We start from the raw sequence: 14,941 nt of genomic DNA, 5'->3' as shown, positions 1-14,941 counted from the left end.
GGTTTTTAAGTAGATAAATTGTAGCTAGTTGTCCTCATTGACATCGTCTGCTGGTTCTATTTCAAATAGATGTCTCGCAGTAAAAAATATTGATGCGTCAAACCGTCTTTCTGGACTCAGAATTTTTTCACCGCCACCCAAAATTATGTGCCTGAGAACCTCTTTTTTTAAACATGGATTCAAAAGACGAGGATGTTTCATGTAGCTATTTGTCACCGATCCATTTAGCGAACATTCTTTGTCAGTCTGGTTTCCAAGTTGCATTCCACGAAATATGCGACCTATGTTTGTTTTTTCTTTTGAGAATAGCTCATACAAGCATCTCAGCAATCTGGCGCTCGCTCTCAAGTATCTGGAGACGGGAATTATTTTTGCATTTTTCTGTATTTTTTGCGTAGATCTTCTCTTTGATTCTTTTCGTTCCTGATTGATAATCAGGCGACATAGAGCCATGTCGCTCCAGACAAATATGTCAAACGCATTTTCAGATAGCTCAGGACTTTTACCCTGTGTCTTCCAGATAGGTTGTAGTAAGAACGGCTCTTGAAAAGAAAAATATTGCTGTTGGAATATGTCCAAAATTCCAATGATTTGGTCCCGATGTTGACCAATCTCAACTTCGTTTTCCCAATTGTTTATTGCCTCAGCAACTGGCTCTAGAAGCTCTTTGATTTCTTTAGCTTTGTGTTTTAAGGAGTGATATATGCCTAGTGATGCATAAGAAGTGGAGTCGGGGCGAATGACTAGCTCGGTGCCCCACATTGACTGGTCCTTTTTTGTTTCCGTTGCATTGTCTGGAAGAACGGTTAATTTGACCTCAAGTGGCCTTACGTAATTTCCAGACTTCTTAATGACCAAATCAATATGATCCAATTTGTCTAAAGCATATTCAGAATAGGGGGCATAAGGAGATTCAAAAAGAAACTCTAAATCTTCTTTTGTTCCTTCAGTTTTAAATATGTCATGAAAACTTAGGCTCGCGTCACTCGCACAAGTTGAAAGGTCTTCATTGAGATTGATATAAACGGGATTAATATTTTGATCCATCATCCAGCAAGCAAGTGAGGCGGGAAATGTGCTGTTGAACTGGTTTTTCCCCCAAAGAGCTAATCCATGCCGGTTTGATTTTGATATTCCATATAGATTAGGCTTTACGGAGCTAGGATTGTCGTTATTTGTATCGCTCATTATTCTTTATCGTAAAGTTGCATTAAATTTTTTAACAAGTGCAAAAATGTTGAAGAGCTCTTGATAACGTTAACTTATTGTATCGACAATGGTCTTAGGCTGCAATCGATGAAAAGGGGGAATAATATTTAGACAGGTTGAGGAGGATAGAAAAGCCGCAAATTACCTTTGTTGAAAAATATCTATTTTTGTTTTGCTATTGCTAATTGCGCATTAAATTCAATGAATTAGGATAAATAAATTCAATTCCTCTAAAGTGTAAGCTCTTCATTGCAGGGGAATCTTATCTATTGCTCAGCTTGAAGTTATATGGTGGTATCATGTGCGATTAATTGCCGACTATCTTTAACTCAGCGGAAATTCATCAATATTCTTCATGGTAAGTTTAGTTCTTGTGTGTTCCCTGAAATAAATTTAGCCACTTCTAGAAATTGCAATTTGTAGCCTAGCGTAGCCTTGGCGAGAAAAATGCCCCAAAAAGCTGCAAATTGAGTCCCAAAATGTAGCCTAGGCTACCTCTAGGCTACAAGAGAGTGCGATTTAGTGGGTTCCAATGAGTGTGAGTGAGTAGAAAGCGCAAATATTAATTCTTTTAAAATCAATGGCTTATCAAGAAGAGCAAGCAATCATAAGGGTTTCAGCGTGTTTGAAAAAATGACTCATAATCCGTTGGTACCGTGTTCGACTCACGGGAGGCCCACCAATTACCATGACTGATATCAAGTCCCCAGCTATACCTACTACTGAACAAACTGCGCCACAAGTGAAGTTTGCTGATTTCGGCCTGGCGCCGGAAATCTTGCGCGCCCTGACAGATCAGGGTTATGTGCATCCAACCCCCATTCAAGAACAGGCTATCCCGGTAGTCTTGCAAGGCCGTGATGTCATGGGCGCAGCCCAGACCGGCACAGGCAAGACTGCAGGTTTTTCTCTGCCCATCATCCAGTTATTGCTGGCTCATGCAAGCAATAGTGCTTCACCAGCCCGCCATCCTGTACGCGCCTTGATTTTGACGCCAACACGTGAACTGGCTGACCAGGTTGCAGAAAACGTCAAAGCTTATTCCCGTCACACGCCCTTGCGTTCTACGGTCGTATTTGGCGGCATGGACATGGCACCGCAGACGGCAATCTTGCGCAACGGCGTAGAGATCGTGATTGCCACGCCTGGCCGTTTACTTGATCACGTACAGCAAAAAACTGTCAACCTGTCGCAGGTCCAGATCCTGGTCATGGATGAGGCAGACCGCATGCTGGACATGGGTTTCCTGCCTGACTTGCAGCGCATCATCAACCTGCTGCCTAAAAAACGCCAGAACCTGATGTTCTCTGCGACTTTCTCGCAAGAGATCAAAAAGCTCGCTGCCAGTTTCCTGACCAACCCACAGACTATAGAAGTAGCGCGCAGCAATGCGACTGCTGACAATGTCACGCAGATTTTGTACAAGGTATCGACGGAAGAAAAACGCGACGCAGTGTCCTTCATCATCCGTGAGCGTGGTCTGAAGCAAGTCATCGTGTTCTCCAACACCAAGATAGGTGCATCACGCCTGGCAGTGCACCTGGTCAAGCAGGGTGTCAAAGCATCTGCCATCCATGGTGACAAGTCACAGCAAGAACGCATGGCTGCCCTCGAAGCCTTCAAACAAGGTGAGGTTGAAGTGCTGGTGGCAACGGACGTTGCTGCGCGTGGTCTCGACATTGCTGAACTGCCTTGCGTCATCAATTTTGATTTGCCATATAACGCCGAAGACTATGTCCACCGCATAGGTCGTACTGGTCGTGCCGGTGCCAAGGGTGATGCTATCTCCCTGCATACAGACCAGGATGAACGTCTGCTGATCGACATCGAAAAAATGATCAAGCAAAAAATCGTGCGCCTGAATCTGGCCGGTTTTGTTGCGGCATCAGTGCATCAGCCAGAACACCGTGCACCGCGTGAGCGTGGTGAACAAAGTGATCGTGGCGGCCGTGACCGTTCTGACCGTGGTGAAAGAAGCGAACGTCCGGCACGCAGCTATCAGCCACCAAAAGAAAAAGTCGATCCATGGTTCCTCAAGCCTTATGAACCAAGTTCAGGTGCCAGTTCGACCAGTAATAATACGACAGCCTCAATGGCTTCGCCATCGAATGCCAGCACACCAGCCAAGCCACAAAAACGTGCGGCTTTGTTGGGTGGGTTTCCCAAGGCTTAAAGGTCGGCAAGGCAAGGAATATAAATTGCCGGGTACGTTTATCCTGTAGGTTGGGCTACGGTTTATCAGCCCAACACTCGGCGTTTAAATGACGTATACGTTTATTGATGTACAGTATTGGGCTGATGAAGCGTAGCCCAGCGCGGCCCGGCCTGGCGAGGCCCGGCCTAGCGCGGCCCGGCCCAACCTACGTTTAATCATCCTCCCGCCCACACCAAATTCGCCGCACACAAATCCTCCAGCGCCGTCCCCACTGATTTAAACACGGTAATCTCTGCAGCACTCTTGCGCCCGGCATGTTGGCCAGAACACAGCTCCGCCAGTTCAGCAACAATTGCTGACTTCAATAAACTGCCATTTGCCAGCGTCTGCGTAATATCTCCAGCTTCCGCAAGGGCGCCAGCATACGTATCGACAAACACGGTTGCGCGGCTCATCAATGAATCATCCACTTCCCGCATGTCTGGCTTGAAACCGCCAACGAGATCCAGGTGCGTACCTGCTCTGACATAGTCACTCAATACGATAGGTGTCTTGCTGGTCGTCGCGCAGCAAATGATGTCGGCTGCGTGGCAGGCACTGGCCAGGTCTTCGACAATATGCAATCGGATATGTGCGGGCAATTCTGCATGCTCGCGTATTACTTGCGCAGTCTTTGCTGACTTCTCGACGGATCTGCCCCAGATACTGATATCGCTAATTGCCCTGCTCTGACAATGCGCAACGGCGACATGCGGTGCCAGGCTGCCATTCCCCACCAGCAGCAAATGCTGCGCATCGTTGCGTGAAGCATAGGATGATGCGAGAGCTGATGCGGCAGCAGTACGTCGCAAAGTCAGTTCCTCACCATCCATCAGCGCCAGTGGTGCACCTGTTTTTGTATCAAACAAGATAAAGACCGCATGCACAGTGGGCATGTCAGTATTGTGTGGTGCCACCGTCACCAGCTTCACGCCCAGATGCCCTTGCGGCTGCCATACCGGCATCAATAACAGGCTGGAGCTATCTGCTTCTGACAAAGTATGTGCATGCCGCTTGGGCGCCGTCATGTCTTGCGTAAAAGCCTGCCGCAAGGCAGGTATCAGTGTGGCATAGGGCAGGGCGGTGCTGACTTGTTCTTTGCTGAAATAAGGAATCATGGGCAGATAACATTGAATTGGTTTAGCTGATTTACTTGCCGGATTGTCCCAGCGGTATCCGAATATAACTGGTATTCAATAATTGCAGTTGAATTGGCGCACCTGCATCAGCGATGGTTTCATCACTGACATCTTTGCCTGAACCATAGTTGATCTGCAGATCAGCCTGTTTCGGTATGCCGACGACAATCACGATTTTGCTGCCAGCCTGCATTTGCCTGCTGGTGATGCGTTTGGCTGTGAAGTTGACAGTCTGGCGTTTGCCAGCTTGCAGTAACTGGCGCTTGCTACTGTCTTTGGCATAGCTGGCCCGGCCCAGATAAGAAGCCAGTTCAAAATAATCGCCATTCGGCATTTGCTCAAACAGCGTGACATTCAAGTCCACATCTTTCTTGTTGACGATGAAATCCAGGTGACCCGCAAACAGACCGCTGATCTCAGTCGCTTGAGGCAATACATCTGAGACAAAGGCCAGGGCGTTGCGGCTGTTCAAAGTCTTGCTGACGCGCGGCAGGCTTTCCTGTTGATTGACATCGTCACGCTTGCTCATATCCACAGTCAGCTTAAGTGGTGGTTGTTTCGCATCAGGCTTTTGCAGCAAGCTGTAGCTGGTATTTTGTTGTGCTGGCTTGCCGAGATAATAGTCAACATGCGTACTTTGCATGGCAGCCAGGCTGGGGGCATGCTTCCAGATATTCGCGCCCATGACCTGATAGTTGACCTTGTCTTTCAGGATAGCCGGTTTAGGTGTGCCTTTGAATTGATGGTCCAGCCATTGCAAGCGCAATGCCTGCAAATCCTGTTTGGCGACTTCTTCTACGGTGTAGCCAGATTCATTGGCTGGTATGCCAGCTTGCATGGCAAAATGGCTGTAAGGGCCTATCAGTAAAGTGTGGTCAGCATTGGGCAGATAACGACTGTGCTCCTGGAAATAATACAGGGCGCCGACTTGCGCACCATCGAAATAACCGGTGGTACTCAGGATGGGGATATTCACCGCTGAGAATTCTTGCTGGTACGGGATCATGGCTTGCCAGTATTGGTCATAAGCAGGATGCTGCAGCCAGCGCCTGTGCACAGGATTGGCAACCCCGTCTATGCTGTCAAGTTCGCGGTAAGCTATGCCTTTCTGGTACCAGGCCTTGTCGAGATTCTGCCAGCGCTTTTCATCACCATAGGCCTCATTGTCCAGGGTCTTGTTGTTCGTCACATAGGGTACCCATGGATACAGAAAATTCATGAAGACATTACCCTCGGCTGGTATGTCAACACCTGGCGCGGCACTGGCAGACACCGCCATCGCTTTCAGCGACTTCGGTATTTTCTTTGCGACTGACCATTGCGTGAAAGCGCTGTAACTTCCACCATACATGCCGACCCTGCCATCACTCCAGCCCTGTTTTTCTATCCAGGCTATGACAGCGCGGGCATCGTCACCATCATGTTCATAAGGGACGATGGCATCAGGGCTGCGGCCCTTGCCGCGAGTAAAACTGACGATGCCAGCATAACCATGCGAGGCCATTTTCTTTGCATCGGCGCGACTCCAGTTATCGTCGGCATAAATGGTAAAGGTCATTAATGTCGGATACTTTTTTGTATCCGTATTTTTATCTTTACCTTTGGGGCGTATCAGCAGGGTGGAGATGCGCGCACCATCTGCAGTGGGTATCAGTAATTCTTCCGTGATAAAGCGCCGCTGTTCATCTTCTTTCAACATGGCCGGGCTTAATGGATTAATCTTTGAATACACCAGCCATGCCAGATACTGGCGACTCAGGTTCAGGGCATCTTTCACAGGCAAGGCTGTTTTGCCGGCATGCTCTTTCAACTGTCGCTGCAAATCCACTTCCAGGCGTTCAGCCGAAGTGCCCAGCGAGAAAGTCGCATCGTCTGCCTGCAAATCATCCAGGCCAGCAAACACGTCCCTGAAAGCCAGCTTGTATGCCTCTTCGAAACTCAGCTTCTGCTGGGTTTGCAATTCCAGCGTTCTGGCATACAAGTCATAGGCAACAAACAAAGTGCCGGTATTGTTTTGCCCACGCTGCTTTGCCTGCGCCCGCCATTCCTGTATGGCCTGGCGGGCAGACTCCGGCTGTGATGTGAGTAACTGCAGGCGAAACAATTGATTGGCATCCCATTTTTTTCCTTCCATGCCACCACGTTCAAGCAGAGACTTTGCCAGTGCAGCCATGCTCTTATCCATCGTGGCCGTCTGGGTCAGGCCTGGTCCAGCAATTGCGACTGGCTCATCATTCGTCTGTGCTACAACAGCATTTTGCAGGTTCAATAAAACAACAGCAGCGGCAAGATGAATGTAGAAACGCATGGTTGACCTCAAGGCGGATATGAGAAAAAACAGCATTAAAAAATGGCCTTAAAGATAACATGATTTATGCGCTCCAAATCAAAAAATCAGCTCAAAAAATCAGCTATTTGGCTGCTTGTCGCCAATGCCGCTTTCAACCGGCGTTTCTTCAAACTGGGCAATCCTGGCGATGAACTGGCGGCTCTGGATAATGTTCTTGCCTGCCAGGGCATCAGTAAAAGCCTGGAAGCGGGCAGAGTGAGTCAGCTTGCCGGACAACAGCCTGGAAATACCGATCGCCAATGGTATAAACAATATGCCCCCTATCAGGCTGGGCAGGATGAAGTTCTCGGTTTTCAAATACAAATCCACCCCGAATACTCCTTTAAAAAGCACAATGATGAAGGGTATGAACCACACTACCTGCCCCAATAGAAATGCCCACTTGAACAAGTTCAGCCGTCTGGCCTTATGCTCAGCCAAGCGTTTTTGTACTACCGTGATGGGCTGCCCAAAATCCATGCCTTGCAAGGCATGGCGCAGCCTGTGATTAAGTATGGGCATAGGAATAGTCCAGGCCAGCAGGGCCAGGGCGGGCAGGGCAAATTGCCATTCGCTGATATGCTTGCCCAGGAACCAGATAAGGTAAACAACGACAGGTATGCCGGTAATGATTTCATATTTATCGGTCCAACCCCATTTTGCGATGTCGCGCCTGTGTTGTTCCAGTAAAGACAGACGCAGCATCTGGGTGTTCATTCTCACTGCCTGCTCCAGGCGCTGGTCCCTGGCGTCCCATTCGGCTTTCAAAAGATCGAGATTCATCTTAGTTTCCTTCTGCAAAGCGGGTTTGCAATTTTTGTTTGATGCGTGTCATACGCGTTGCAACATTACTGGCGTTCAAGCCCATGATGCTGGCGATTTCATCGTTGCTATAACCATCCATGAACAACAGGATCAATGCGCGGTTAAGTTCGTCCAGCTCGCTGATGAGCTTGTCCAGCGTGCGCATATTGTCGCTCTGGGCGCTATAGAGCTGGTCAGCCTCGGCAATATCCAGGCCAAACTCTTCCAGCGGTAAAGTATCGCGCACTTGTCGTGTCTCACTGCGGTAGTGTGAGATCGCCACGTTCATGGCAATGCGGTACATCCAGGTAGAAAACTGCACGCGCTGGTCAAAGCTGCGAAACGAGCGCCACAACTGCATGACCATGTCCTGCACCAGATCACGCCTGTCTTCAGCATGACGGCAATAGCTATACGCCACCTTGTATAACAGGCGTTTATGTGAAGCGAGTTGCTGCAAGAAGAGTTCTTCGTCCATATGCTTCAGCTTGTTTATGTATCTTCAGCTCGTGCAGGCTTTGACTGGCGCTGGCCATTCAAAACCTTGCCGATAAAAGTAAACCTCACCAGATAGTGATAACTCAGTAAAGCCACCGTCAGCGTTCCCAGCAAGACCGCCGCTAGTTTGAACACCCAGTGCCATTCACTGCGCGACACCAGTGCCTGCAAAGCCATTACCAGCGGCAGATGCACCAGATAAACCCAGTAAGAAGCATCTGCCAGATACCGTATTCCCAGGCTTGCATGATGCATGAATTTTAATGCCATGCCTGTCAGGCCAAAACAAAAATTCCAGGCGGCTGTCGCATACAGGCAGGCATAGATCAATTTGTTTTCATCATGAACCGCTGGCATCAATTGCGGTGCCAGTTCTGTCAAATATAAACAGACTCCTGCCATCAAGACAGCCAGGCACAAATGCCAGGCCCAGCGCTTTTGCCACTGCATCAGGCTGGCTGGTGACTGCTGCAACATCCAGCCAAAACCAAACGCCATCCCAAAACTGACCCAGGCAGCACGGCCAGGGTAGAGTGACTGATCAGGCGTAGGTACGCCAAACCAACTGACCCAGTAAGGTGTATAAAACAGGGCCAGTGCCACTGGCAGCGCCAGCAAGACAGGGCCAAACCAGCCTGCCAGCGCAGGCGTCAGCACATCTGCAAAACGCTGCAGACGTGGCAGCGCCCCCAACTGCCTGCAGCATGCCCAGACACTGAGGTACACCGCATACAGCAGCGCCAGCATATACAAGAACCACAAGTGCGCCAGTGGAAAACTATCAGCCGTAAAAGCAGGCGAGGGTGGTGACTTGCTTGGCAGGCTGCCACCATTGCGTACCCAGGCCGCCAGCACAATGGCAGCAACGATGGCGGTAAATATCACAGGCCAGCCAAGCAGCAAGGGCAGGGCTATACGTTTCAATCTGTCTTTGACAAAAACCGGCAAGCCCTTCTTTTGCAAAGCCATATGCGCAAAATAACCAGCCAGCATAAAAAACAGTGGCATCCTGAACTGGTGGATAACAAAAAATACTGGCCCCAGCAATTCAGTTTTTTGATTGTCGCTAACCACCCAAAAGAATTTTGCGCCAGGTAAAAAAGACATGCTGGCATGCAGCAGCACACCCAGCATCAAAGCCCCGGCACGCAAGGCATCCAGGCCATGCAGGCGTTCCGTCGGGGTTGCAACTGTCGCCGGCCTGGCTATTGCGGGCGACGCAGTTGATGTAGCTGGAGTAGCCGTATCCATCATCACATTGCTTTGCATGACGGCTCAATTCCCGGTGCGTTGAAAACGGCTAAGAGCAATCGCCGGATTATTTTCCACCGCGTCCACCACCATGCTCATGCGTTGCGTTGCGCTTGCTCCCTTGGTGCCTATCTCAAAGCGATAAGCCATCATCAGGCCATCCTGCATGCGATAGTCGCTGGTATACACTTCCAGCTCAGTCATGCGACCCATGACCGGGCGTTTTTGCAGGCGCTTGATTTCCAGAAAACTATCGGCATCCAGATAAATAGTTGATTCACCCGTGGCCGGTACGCTGACTTTCAATACATGTACACGTCGCCCATCCTGAGTATCCAGCCCGGCATACTGCAAGGGGAAGCCCTGCTTTTGCGCCGCCACCAAAATGCCGTCAAAATAACTTTCTTCCAGCATGGCAGGTAATTCTTCCGTAGGCATATCAACAGCCCGTTTGCCACTAGGCAGGAAAGGGTCTATCTTCCACGCGTCCTTGCCGTCATAACTTGATACCTGCAACTGCCCCTGTACCGACACATCCCGGCGCAGTAAATTTGGCCGTTTCGCTTCCACCGTTGTCGGTATCTCAAATGGTGCCAGCCCTATGATGCGCAGCCTGGCCCGGCGCGACTGCACCTTGCTGAAATCCCCCAGCGCAGCCAAATGGCGCTGCATGATAGCCTCCAGCGCCAGGCTGGCGGGGGTAGGTATAGAAGCGGAAGGACTGCTCTTGGCAGGCTGCGCAATTGCAGCACCACACCAGCAGACAAGAAAAAAACTATAGATGAAACCGCGTAGCAAAACAGACATGATATCTCCCTGAAATATTGAATTCATGTTTGGCGTGCCTTAAATCCTGGATCTACCGTGCATCCATCTCGCATCGCCAAACTCTTATTCTGTTATTCGCAAGGGAGGGGGGAAATTTACAGCCAGATTGAAATTATTTTTTACTGGCATAAAAGCAATATCCTTGGCTGATGGTTAATCAGGCTTGCATTGGTTATAATCTGCCCATGCGTATTTCTTCCCGACTCAGACAATTAACTATATGGCTTGCCTGTCTTGCCTTGTTGGTTAATGTGCTTAGTGGTTTATTGCCAGCCATGGCCGGGGGAATGGCGTCAGGAACGCTTGCAGGTAGCAAGCCCGGGGTTGTTGAGGTTTGCAGTGTCGAGGGTGTCAAGCTGATTGATGCCGTGACAGGCAAGCTTATCAAGCTGGTGGCTGGCAAGCCTGGGCAGGACCAGCGGCATATGGCAGCGCATTGTGCTTATTGCTTGCCGCATGCGGGACATGATTTTGTATTGCCGGGGCTGCTTGCTGATGTCGCGCCGGGCAATGGGGCAGAGGCTATGCCGCCACTGTTTTATCTTTCATCGCATATTCTTTTTATCTGGATCGCTGCGCAGCCGCGTGGCCCGCCCATCTCTTTTGCTTAAATATCTTCCGGTTTTACCTGCGTCCATTGTTGAGCGCGGGTAAAGCGACATTAATCCATCACCATCCCTTATGGTGAGTGAAGAAAACGAAACCGAAATGAAACGTCGTTCCGTATTGACGCTGCTTGGCAGCATGTCATTGCTGGCTTGCAGCCGCACGCCTGTGGCTTTTAATGGCATTGATATTACCGGTGCTAAATATGCCAGTGATTTTCAACTGCGCGGGCATGATGGCAAGGAGTACAGCCTGGCCAGTTTCAAGGGCAAGTATCTGCTGATATTTTTTGGCTTTACCCAATGCCCTGATGTTTGTCCTACGGCCCTGAGCCGTGCTGTACACATACGCAAATTATTGGCTGACAAGGCTGAGCAATTGCAGGTGATTTTCATTACCATAGACCCGGAAAGAGATACCCCGGAATTGCTGGCGCAATATATGAAAGCATTTGACCCCGGCTTTTTGGGCTTGTATGGTGATATGAAGAAAACGCAAGAAGTGGCCGCTGACTTCAAGGTATTTTACCAAAAAGTGCCCAGTGGCAGTTCTTATACGATGGATCATACGGCCATCACTTATGTGTTTGATGCCCAGGGAAAAATCCGTCTGGCTTTGAAACATGAACAGACAGCAGAGCAATGTGCAGCAGATTTGCGTGCACTGATGGCTGCCTGAACTGTTAATCTATCAATTATCTCAAGGAAAACAATATGAACAATATCAATAAAATCATGGTGGCAGTTGCCGCTTCAGTGTTGGCTATTTCTGCTCAGGCGCAAGTGACAGTCAGCGATGCCTGGGTGCGCGCTACTGTGGCACAGCAAAAAGCAACGGGTGCTTTCATGCAACTCAAATCGGCCAAGGATGTGCGCTTGCTGGAAGTGCGCTCGCCAGTAGCGGGTGTAGCCGAAATCCATAAAATGGAAATGGCCGACAACATGATGAAGATGCGTGCCGTTGACAGCATAGACCTGCCAGCAGGCAAGGCTGTGGAGCTTAAGCCTGGTGCTTATCACATCATGCTGATGGACTTGAAAGCCCAGGTCAAGGATGGCGATGTAGTGCCGGTTACCCTGGTTGTCGAAGGCAAGGACAAGAAGCGCGAAACCATAGAAGTCAAGGCTATCGCGAAACCCTTGAACCAGGCAACGCAGCATTGATGGAGGCACTATGAATAAAGCCAGGGGAACCAGGTTTGCCAGTTTCACGAAGCTGATGCAGTGCTTTAATATTGCGGCAATTTGCGCGCTGGCGGTATGGCATGCCTATGCATTTTATGTGCATCGTCTGACTGCTCAAGAGGCGCATCCTGCTGCGCCTGTATTTGAGTTCCAACCTGTACCAGTAAAACAGCAAAATGCATCAAGGAGTAGTGTATGAACAAACGAGTATTCATCAGCCTCTTCGTCGTGGGTAATATGCTGGCAACAGGTGCGCATGCTCATGTCACACTGGAGCAGCCAAGTGCCAATGCAGGTGCCTACCATAAGCTGACGTTTAAAATTGGTCATGGCTGTGAGGGTAGTGCGACCACCGCAGTGAAGGTCAGCATCCCTGACAACGTCAGTGGTGCCAAGCCCATGCCTAAAGCTGGCTGGGCAATCGACACAAGCATACAGCCCTTGAAAGTGCCGTATAACTCTCATGGTAAAACCATTACCCAGGATGTACGTGAAGTAAGCTGGACTGGCGGCCCTTTGCCTGATGCCTATTATGATGAGTTTGCCATACAGGTGAAGTTGCCAGAAAAGGCGGGGAAGGTGTATTTCAAAGTGACGCAGCTATGTGAAAAGGGCAGGCTGGACTGGGTGGAAATCCCGGCAGACGGCCAGACTGCCAAAGGTTTTAAAGCACCTGCACCAGTGCTGGAAGTCAAAGAAAAGGCAGAAGCTGCACATCAGCATTAATGCTTTAGCCTGTCAAAATAAACCCCTTGCGCAAACTCTTGAGCAAGGGGTTTATTTTGTGTGCTGCCTATATTCATTCGGAACTGTTTCAGGAAACTTTTCACGCTTTTCAACTTAAGCAGTGTTTTATTCCGACTCGAATATCTTCTCTATCGGTAGCTGGAACAATTTGGCAATACTGAAAGCCAATGGCAGGCTGGGGTCGTAGCGGCCAGTTTCTATCGCATTCACGGTCTGGCGAGATACTTCCAGCAGGTCGGCCAACTGGGCCTGGCTCCATTCGCGCTGTGCGCGCAATTCTCTGACGATGTTTTTCATTGCGACTTTTCTTTCCAGCTGCGCAGACAGCTGATGCCCCCCCAGGAGCCCATGATCAGAGACCAGGTCGCAAACATGCTGAGTTTGGGAAAACCTGTGATTTCCATGAAGCCATAGCTGAGGGAAAAGGCGGCTGTGAAAGCTGCTGCCATTCCCAGATTCTCGAGCGACCAGATACGTATATATTCATCCATGCGCTGGAATTGGCGGACAATAGTCCACACCATCAGCAAGGCGGGCAGTATGGGGCTGGCGATCAGCAGGCTGCGCAGTGGCCCGGCAGGAACTGAGTCTGCATAGATACTGCTGGTCAGTACAAACAGGCAATACACGCCCAGTGTGGCAAACAGTTCGCGAAAATAAAGGGCCTTGGCTTGTTTCTCACGCATGATTTCTCCTGACGGGAAAATTGAATAGGTAAAGTTTACTTTACATATCAAGATATAAAAAATGCCCGGGTGCTGGGCAAGTTCATGCAGGACAGAGTTCTCCTGAAGGCCAGGGGGCTTATCTCAAGACATGTAAAGTATGCTTGTCATCATATATCAAAAAATATTCATGTCAAGTACGCTTTACATAAAAATCGTTTTTAACTGGACTGGGGAAGTGAAAAATTAAAAAGGCTTGCAGAAAATCATTCTGCAAGCCTTGCTGCTTGTTTCTCTTGGGCTTAACAGCCCAGACATTACAAGATATTCAAAGTCACTTCGATATTGCCACGTGTTGCATTGGAATAAGGGCAAACTTCATGTGCCTTGTGTACCAATGCTTCTGCTTCTGCGCGATCCATGCCAGGCAGGCTGACGTTCAGTGTCACTGCCAGACCAAAGCCGCCTTTACCATTTGGGCCTATGCCTACCAGGCCATTGATGGATACGTCGGCAGGCAGGGCGATTTTGCCAGCAGCGGCAACAAATTTCATTGCGCCGATAAAACAGGCAGAGTAACCGGCAGCAAACAATTGCTCAGGATTAGTGCCTTCGCCGCCCGCGCCACCGAGTTCTTTTGGTGTCGTCAGTTTGACAGAAAGTTGATTGTCGCTGGAAACGGCACGGCCATCACGACCGCCAGTTGCTGTTGCATTTGCTGTGTAAAGTACTTGCATGATGAACTCCTGATTTAAATTACTGGTTGATTGACTTATTCATTTACTGAGTTACTGAGCTACTTACTAGGTTACTGAGCTACTTACTAGGTTTATTAAGTTCGACTGCTGAGTCGATGGATGAACTATAGCGAACAATTTAATTGTGTGCAATCTAAATCGTGATTGTCTTTTTCTATCATCGCGATAGCATCAGCAAGCCAGATTAGTTCAAACGGAAGAAAATGTTAAGGCTTTATTAACTCAAGGATTCAATAAATCAAGGATTTAATGGTTTAAGTATCTAATAGTTCATTCCGCAAATCACTGAGCTGGCTGCGCAATTGCATCAGGGTTTCCTTGCTTTGCCCGCTGGCACAGAGGATTTTTTGCGGGATATCCAGGGCCGCATTGCGTAAATCCTTGCCTGCCGGGGTCAGCGTGATCCTGACCTGGCGTTCATCGCTTTCGTCGCGATGGCGCTCCAGCAGCCCATTGGCTTCCAGGCGTTTCAACAAAGGCGTCAGGGTGCCAGAATCCAGGAAGAGGGCATGGCCTATGTCTTTGACGAGCACATTATCTTGTTCCCACAAGACCAGCATGACCAGGTATTGCGGGTAAGTCAGGCCTAGAGCATCGAGCATGGGCTTGTAAGCCTTGGTCAGCGCCAGGGATGATGAATAAAGCGCAAAGCAGAATTGATTTTCCAGTGCCAGCATATTGATGGGCGTTTCTGCGGGTGTTTTCATTTTGGCACTCTGGCAAATTTGT

The 14,941-nt window shown here is 49.3% G+C and carries 17 protein-coding genes; 6 read left to right on the top strand and 11 right to left on the bottom strand.

The window, feature by feature from the left end:
- Positions 1-24 precede the first annotated feature (24 nt).
- Positions 25-1,188 (bottom strand): HindVP family restriction endonuclease, encoded by a 1,164-nt coding sequence (locus DFR42_RS22185; RefSeq protein WP_110257238.1) that lies wholly within the window; start codon positions 1,186-1,188, stop codon positions 25-27.
- Between the two features lie 709 nt (positions 1,189-1,897).
- Here DFR42_RS22185 and DFR42_RS22180 point away from each other — a divergent pair.
- A complete protein-coding gene (locus tag DFR42_RS22180) occupies positions 1,898-3,382 on the top strand; it encodes a DEAD/DEAH box helicase (protein WP_110257237.1) in 1,485 nt (494 codons plus the stop codon).
- 197 nt (positions 3,383-3,579) lie between these two features.
- Here the strand turns inward: DFR42_RS22180 and lhpI are convergent, their stop codons facing one another.
- From lhpI to DFR42_RS22150, 6 genes are all read right to left on the bottom strand, one after another.
- The gene (lhpI, locus tag DFR42_RS22175; protein WP_110257236.1) at positions 3,580-4,521 is read right to left on the bottom strand and encodes a bifunctional Delta(1)-pyrroline-2-carboxylate/Delta(1)-piperideine-2-carboxylate reductase; all 942 of its coding nucleotides are present in this window, start codon (positions 4,519-4,521) and stop codon (positions 3,580-3,582) included.
- Between the two features lie 31 nt (positions 4,522-4,552).
- Entirely contained in the window at positions 4,553-6,850 is a 2,298-nt protein-coding gene (locus DFR42_RS22170; RefSeq protein WP_170133635.1) for a CocE/NonD family hydrolase, read from the bottom strand.
- 99 nt (positions 6,851-6,949) lie between these two features.
- Entirely contained in the window at positions 6,950-7,654 is a 705-nt protein-coding gene (locus DFR42_RS22165; RefSeq protein ID WP_110257234.1) for a hypothetical protein, read from the bottom strand.
- Position 7,655: 1 nt separating this feature from the next.
- Positions 7,656-8,153: an RNA polymerase sigma factor gene (locus DFR42_RS22160; RefSeq protein ID WP_110257233.1), complete on the bottom strand. Its 498-nt coding sequence runs from the start codon at positions 8,151-8,153 to the stop codon at positions 7,656-7,658.
- Between the two features lie 14 nt (positions 8,154-8,167).
- Positions 8,168-9,442 carry an acyltransferase family protein gene (locus DFR42_RS22155; RefSeq protein ID WP_110257232.1) on the bottom strand — a complete coding sequence of 425 codons (1,275 nt, stop codon included), beginning with the start codon at positions 9,440-9,442 and terminating at the stop codon, positions 8,168-8,170.
- A gap of 6 nt (positions 9,443-9,448) precedes the next feature.
- Positions 9,449-10,231: a hypothetical protein gene (locus DFR42_RS22150; protein WP_110257231.1), complete on the bottom strand. Its 783-nt coding sequence runs from the start codon at positions 10,229-10,231 to the stop codon at positions 9,449-9,451.
- A gap of 206 nt (positions 10,232-10,437) precedes the next feature.
- On the opposite strand from DFR42_RS22150, the gene DFR42_RS22145 reads away from it, so the two are divergent.
- The 5 genes from DFR42_RS22145 (at position 10,438) to DFR42_RS22125 (ending at position 12,768) form a co-directional block, all read left to right on the top strand.
- The gene (locus tag DFR42_RS22145; protein WP_170133634.1) at positions 10,438-10,863 is read left to right on the top strand and encodes a DUF2946 domain-containing protein; all 426 of its coding nucleotides are present in this window, start codon (positions 10,438-10,440) and stop codon (positions 10,861-10,863) included.
- Between the two features lie 97 nt (positions 10,864-10,960).
- Complete coding sequence (locus DFR42_RS22140; protein ID WP_110257298.1) at positions 10,961-11,536, top strand: SCO family protein; 576 nt, start codon at positions 10,961-10,963, stop codon at positions 11,534-11,536.
- Positions 11,537-11,571: 35 nt separating this feature from the next.
- On the top strand, positions 11,572-12,021 hold the full coding sequence (locus DFR42_RS22135) for a copper chaperone PCu(A)C (RefSeq protein ID WP_110257229.1): 450 nt from the start codon (positions 11,572-11,574) through the stop codon (positions 12,019-12,021).
- Positions 12,022-12,031: 10 nt separating this feature from the next.
- Positions 12,032-12,241 carry a hypothetical protein gene (locus tag DFR42_RS29555; RefSeq protein ID WP_110257228.1) on the top strand — a complete coding sequence of 70 codons (210 nt, stop codon included), beginning with the start codon at positions 12,032-12,034 and terminating at the stop codon, positions 12,239-12,241.
- Positions 12,238-12,768 carry a YcnI family copper-binding membrane protein gene (locus DFR42_RS22125; RefSeq protein ID WP_110257227.1) on the top strand — a complete coding sequence of 177 codons (531 nt, stop codon included), beginning with the start codon at positions 12,238-12,240 and terminating at the stop codon, positions 12,766-12,768. Before DFR42_RS29555 ends, DFR42_RS22125 begins: the two co-directional genes overlap by 4 nt.
- A gap of 126 nt (positions 12,769-12,894) precedes the next feature.
- Here the strand turns inward: DFR42_RS22125 and DFR42_RS22120 are convergent, their stop codons facing one another.
- The 4 genes from DFR42_RS22120 to DFR42_RS22105 all read right to left on the bottom strand — a co-directional run bounded on the left by DFR42_RS22120 (position 12,895) and on the right by DFR42_RS22105 (position 14,919).
- A complete protein-coding gene (locus DFR42_RS22120) occupies positions 12,895-13,086 on the bottom strand; it encodes a helix-turn-helix transcriptional regulator (RefSeq protein ID WP_110257226.1) in 192 nt (63 codons plus the stop codon).
- The gene (locus tag DFR42_RS22115; protein WP_110257225.1) at positions 13,083-13,475 is read right to left on the bottom strand and encodes a hypothetical protein; all 393 of its coding nucleotides are present in this window, start codon (positions 13,473-13,475) and stop codon (positions 13,083-13,085) included. The genes DFR42_RS22120 and DFR42_RS22115 overlap by 4 nt, the downstream gene beginning before the upstream one ends.
- Before the next feature lie 296 nt (positions 13,476-13,771).
- Entirely contained in the window at positions 13,772-14,191 is a 420-nt protein-coding gene (locus tag DFR42_RS22110) for an organic hydroperoxide resistance protein (RefSeq protein WP_110257224.1), read from the bottom strand.
- 275 nt (positions 14,192-14,466) lie between these two features.
- On the bottom strand, positions 14,467-14,919 hold the full coding sequence (locus tag DFR42_RS22105; protein WP_110257297.1) for a MarR family winged helix-turn-helix transcriptional regulator: 453 nt from the start codon (positions 14,917-14,919) through the stop codon (positions 14,467-14,469).
- Positions 14,920-14,941 lie beyond the last annotated feature (22 nt).

The organism is Undibacterium pigrum, from assembly GCF_003201815.1.
Lineage (GTDB): Bacteria > Pseudomonadota > Gammaproteobacteria > Burkholderiales > Burkholderiaceae_D > Undibacterium > Undibacterium pigrum.
The sequence above is the reverse complement of the archived record's forward strand: the minus strand, read 5'-3'. Positions and strand labels throughout refer to the sequence as shown.

Excerpts from the sequence above, each read along its gene's own strand:
- DFR42_RS22185 (WP_110257238.1), bottom strand. The coding sequence starts at position 1,188 with ATGAGCGATACAAATAACGACAATCCTAGCTCCGTAAAGCCTAATCTA.
- DFR42_RS22180 (WP_110257237.1), top strand. The coding sequence starts at position 1,898 with ATGACTGATATCAAGTCCCCAGCTATACCTACTACTGAACAAACTGCG.
- lhpI (WP_110257236.1), bottom strand. The coding sequence starts at position 4,521 with ATGATTCCTTATTTCAGCAAAGAACAAGTCAGCACCGCCCTGCCCTAT.
- DFR42_RS22170 (WP_170133635.1), bottom strand. The coding sequence starts at position 6,850 with ATGCGTTTCTACATTCATCTTGCCGCTGCTGTTGTTTTATTGAACCTG.
- DFR42_RS22165 (WP_110257234.1), bottom strand. The coding sequence starts at position 7,654 with ATGAATCTCGATCTTTTGAAAGCCGAATGGGACGCCAGGGACCAGCGC.
- DFR42_RS22160 (WP_110257233.1), bottom strand. The coding sequence starts at position 8,153 with ATGGACGAAGAACTCTTCTTGCAGCAACTCGCTTCACATAAACGCCTG.
- DFR42_RS22155 (WP_110257232.1), bottom strand. The coding sequence starts at position 9,442 with ATGCAAAGCAATGTGATGATGGATACGGCTACTCCAGCTACATCAACT.
- DFR42_RS22150 (WP_110257231.1), bottom strand. The coding sequence starts at position 10,231 with ATGTCTGTTTTGCTACGCGGTTTCATCTATAGTTTTTTTCTTGTCTGC.
- DFR42_RS22145 (WP_170133634.1), top strand. The coding sequence starts at position 10,438 with ATGCGTATTTCTTCCCGACTCAGACAATTAACTATATGGCTTGCCTGT.
- DFR42_RS22140 (WP_110257298.1), top strand. The coding sequence starts at position 10,961 with ATGAAACGTCGTTCCGTATTGACGCTGCTTGGCAGCATGTCATTGCTG.
- DFR42_RS22135 (WP_110257229.1), top strand. The coding sequence starts at position 11,572 with ATGAACAATATCAATAAAATCATGGTGGCAGTTGCCGCTTCAGTGTTG.
- DFR42_RS29555 (WP_110257228.1), top strand. The coding sequence starts at position 12,032 with ATGAATAAAGCCAGGGGAACCAGGTTTGCCAGTTTCACGAAGCTGATG.
- DFR42_RS22125 (WP_110257227.1), top strand. The coding sequence starts at position 12,238 with ATGAACAAACGAGTATTCATCAGCCTCTTCGTCGTGGGTAATATGCTG.
- DFR42_RS22120 (WP_110257226.1), bottom strand. The coding sequence starts at position 13,086 with ATGAAAAACATCGTCAGAGAATTGCGCGCACAGCGCGAATGGAGCCAG.
- DFR42_RS22115 (WP_110257225.1), bottom strand. The coding sequence starts at position 13,475 with ATGCGTGAGAAACAAGCCAAGGCCCTTTATTTTCGCGAACTGTTTGCC.
- DFR42_RS22110 (WP_110257224.1), bottom strand. The coding sequence starts at position 14,191 with ATGCAAGTACTTTACACAGCAAATGCAACAGCAACTGGCGGTCGTGAT.
- DFR42_RS22105 (WP_110257297.1), bottom strand. The coding sequence starts at position 14,919 with ATGAAAACACCCGCAGAAACGCCCATCAATATGCTGGCACTGGAAAAT.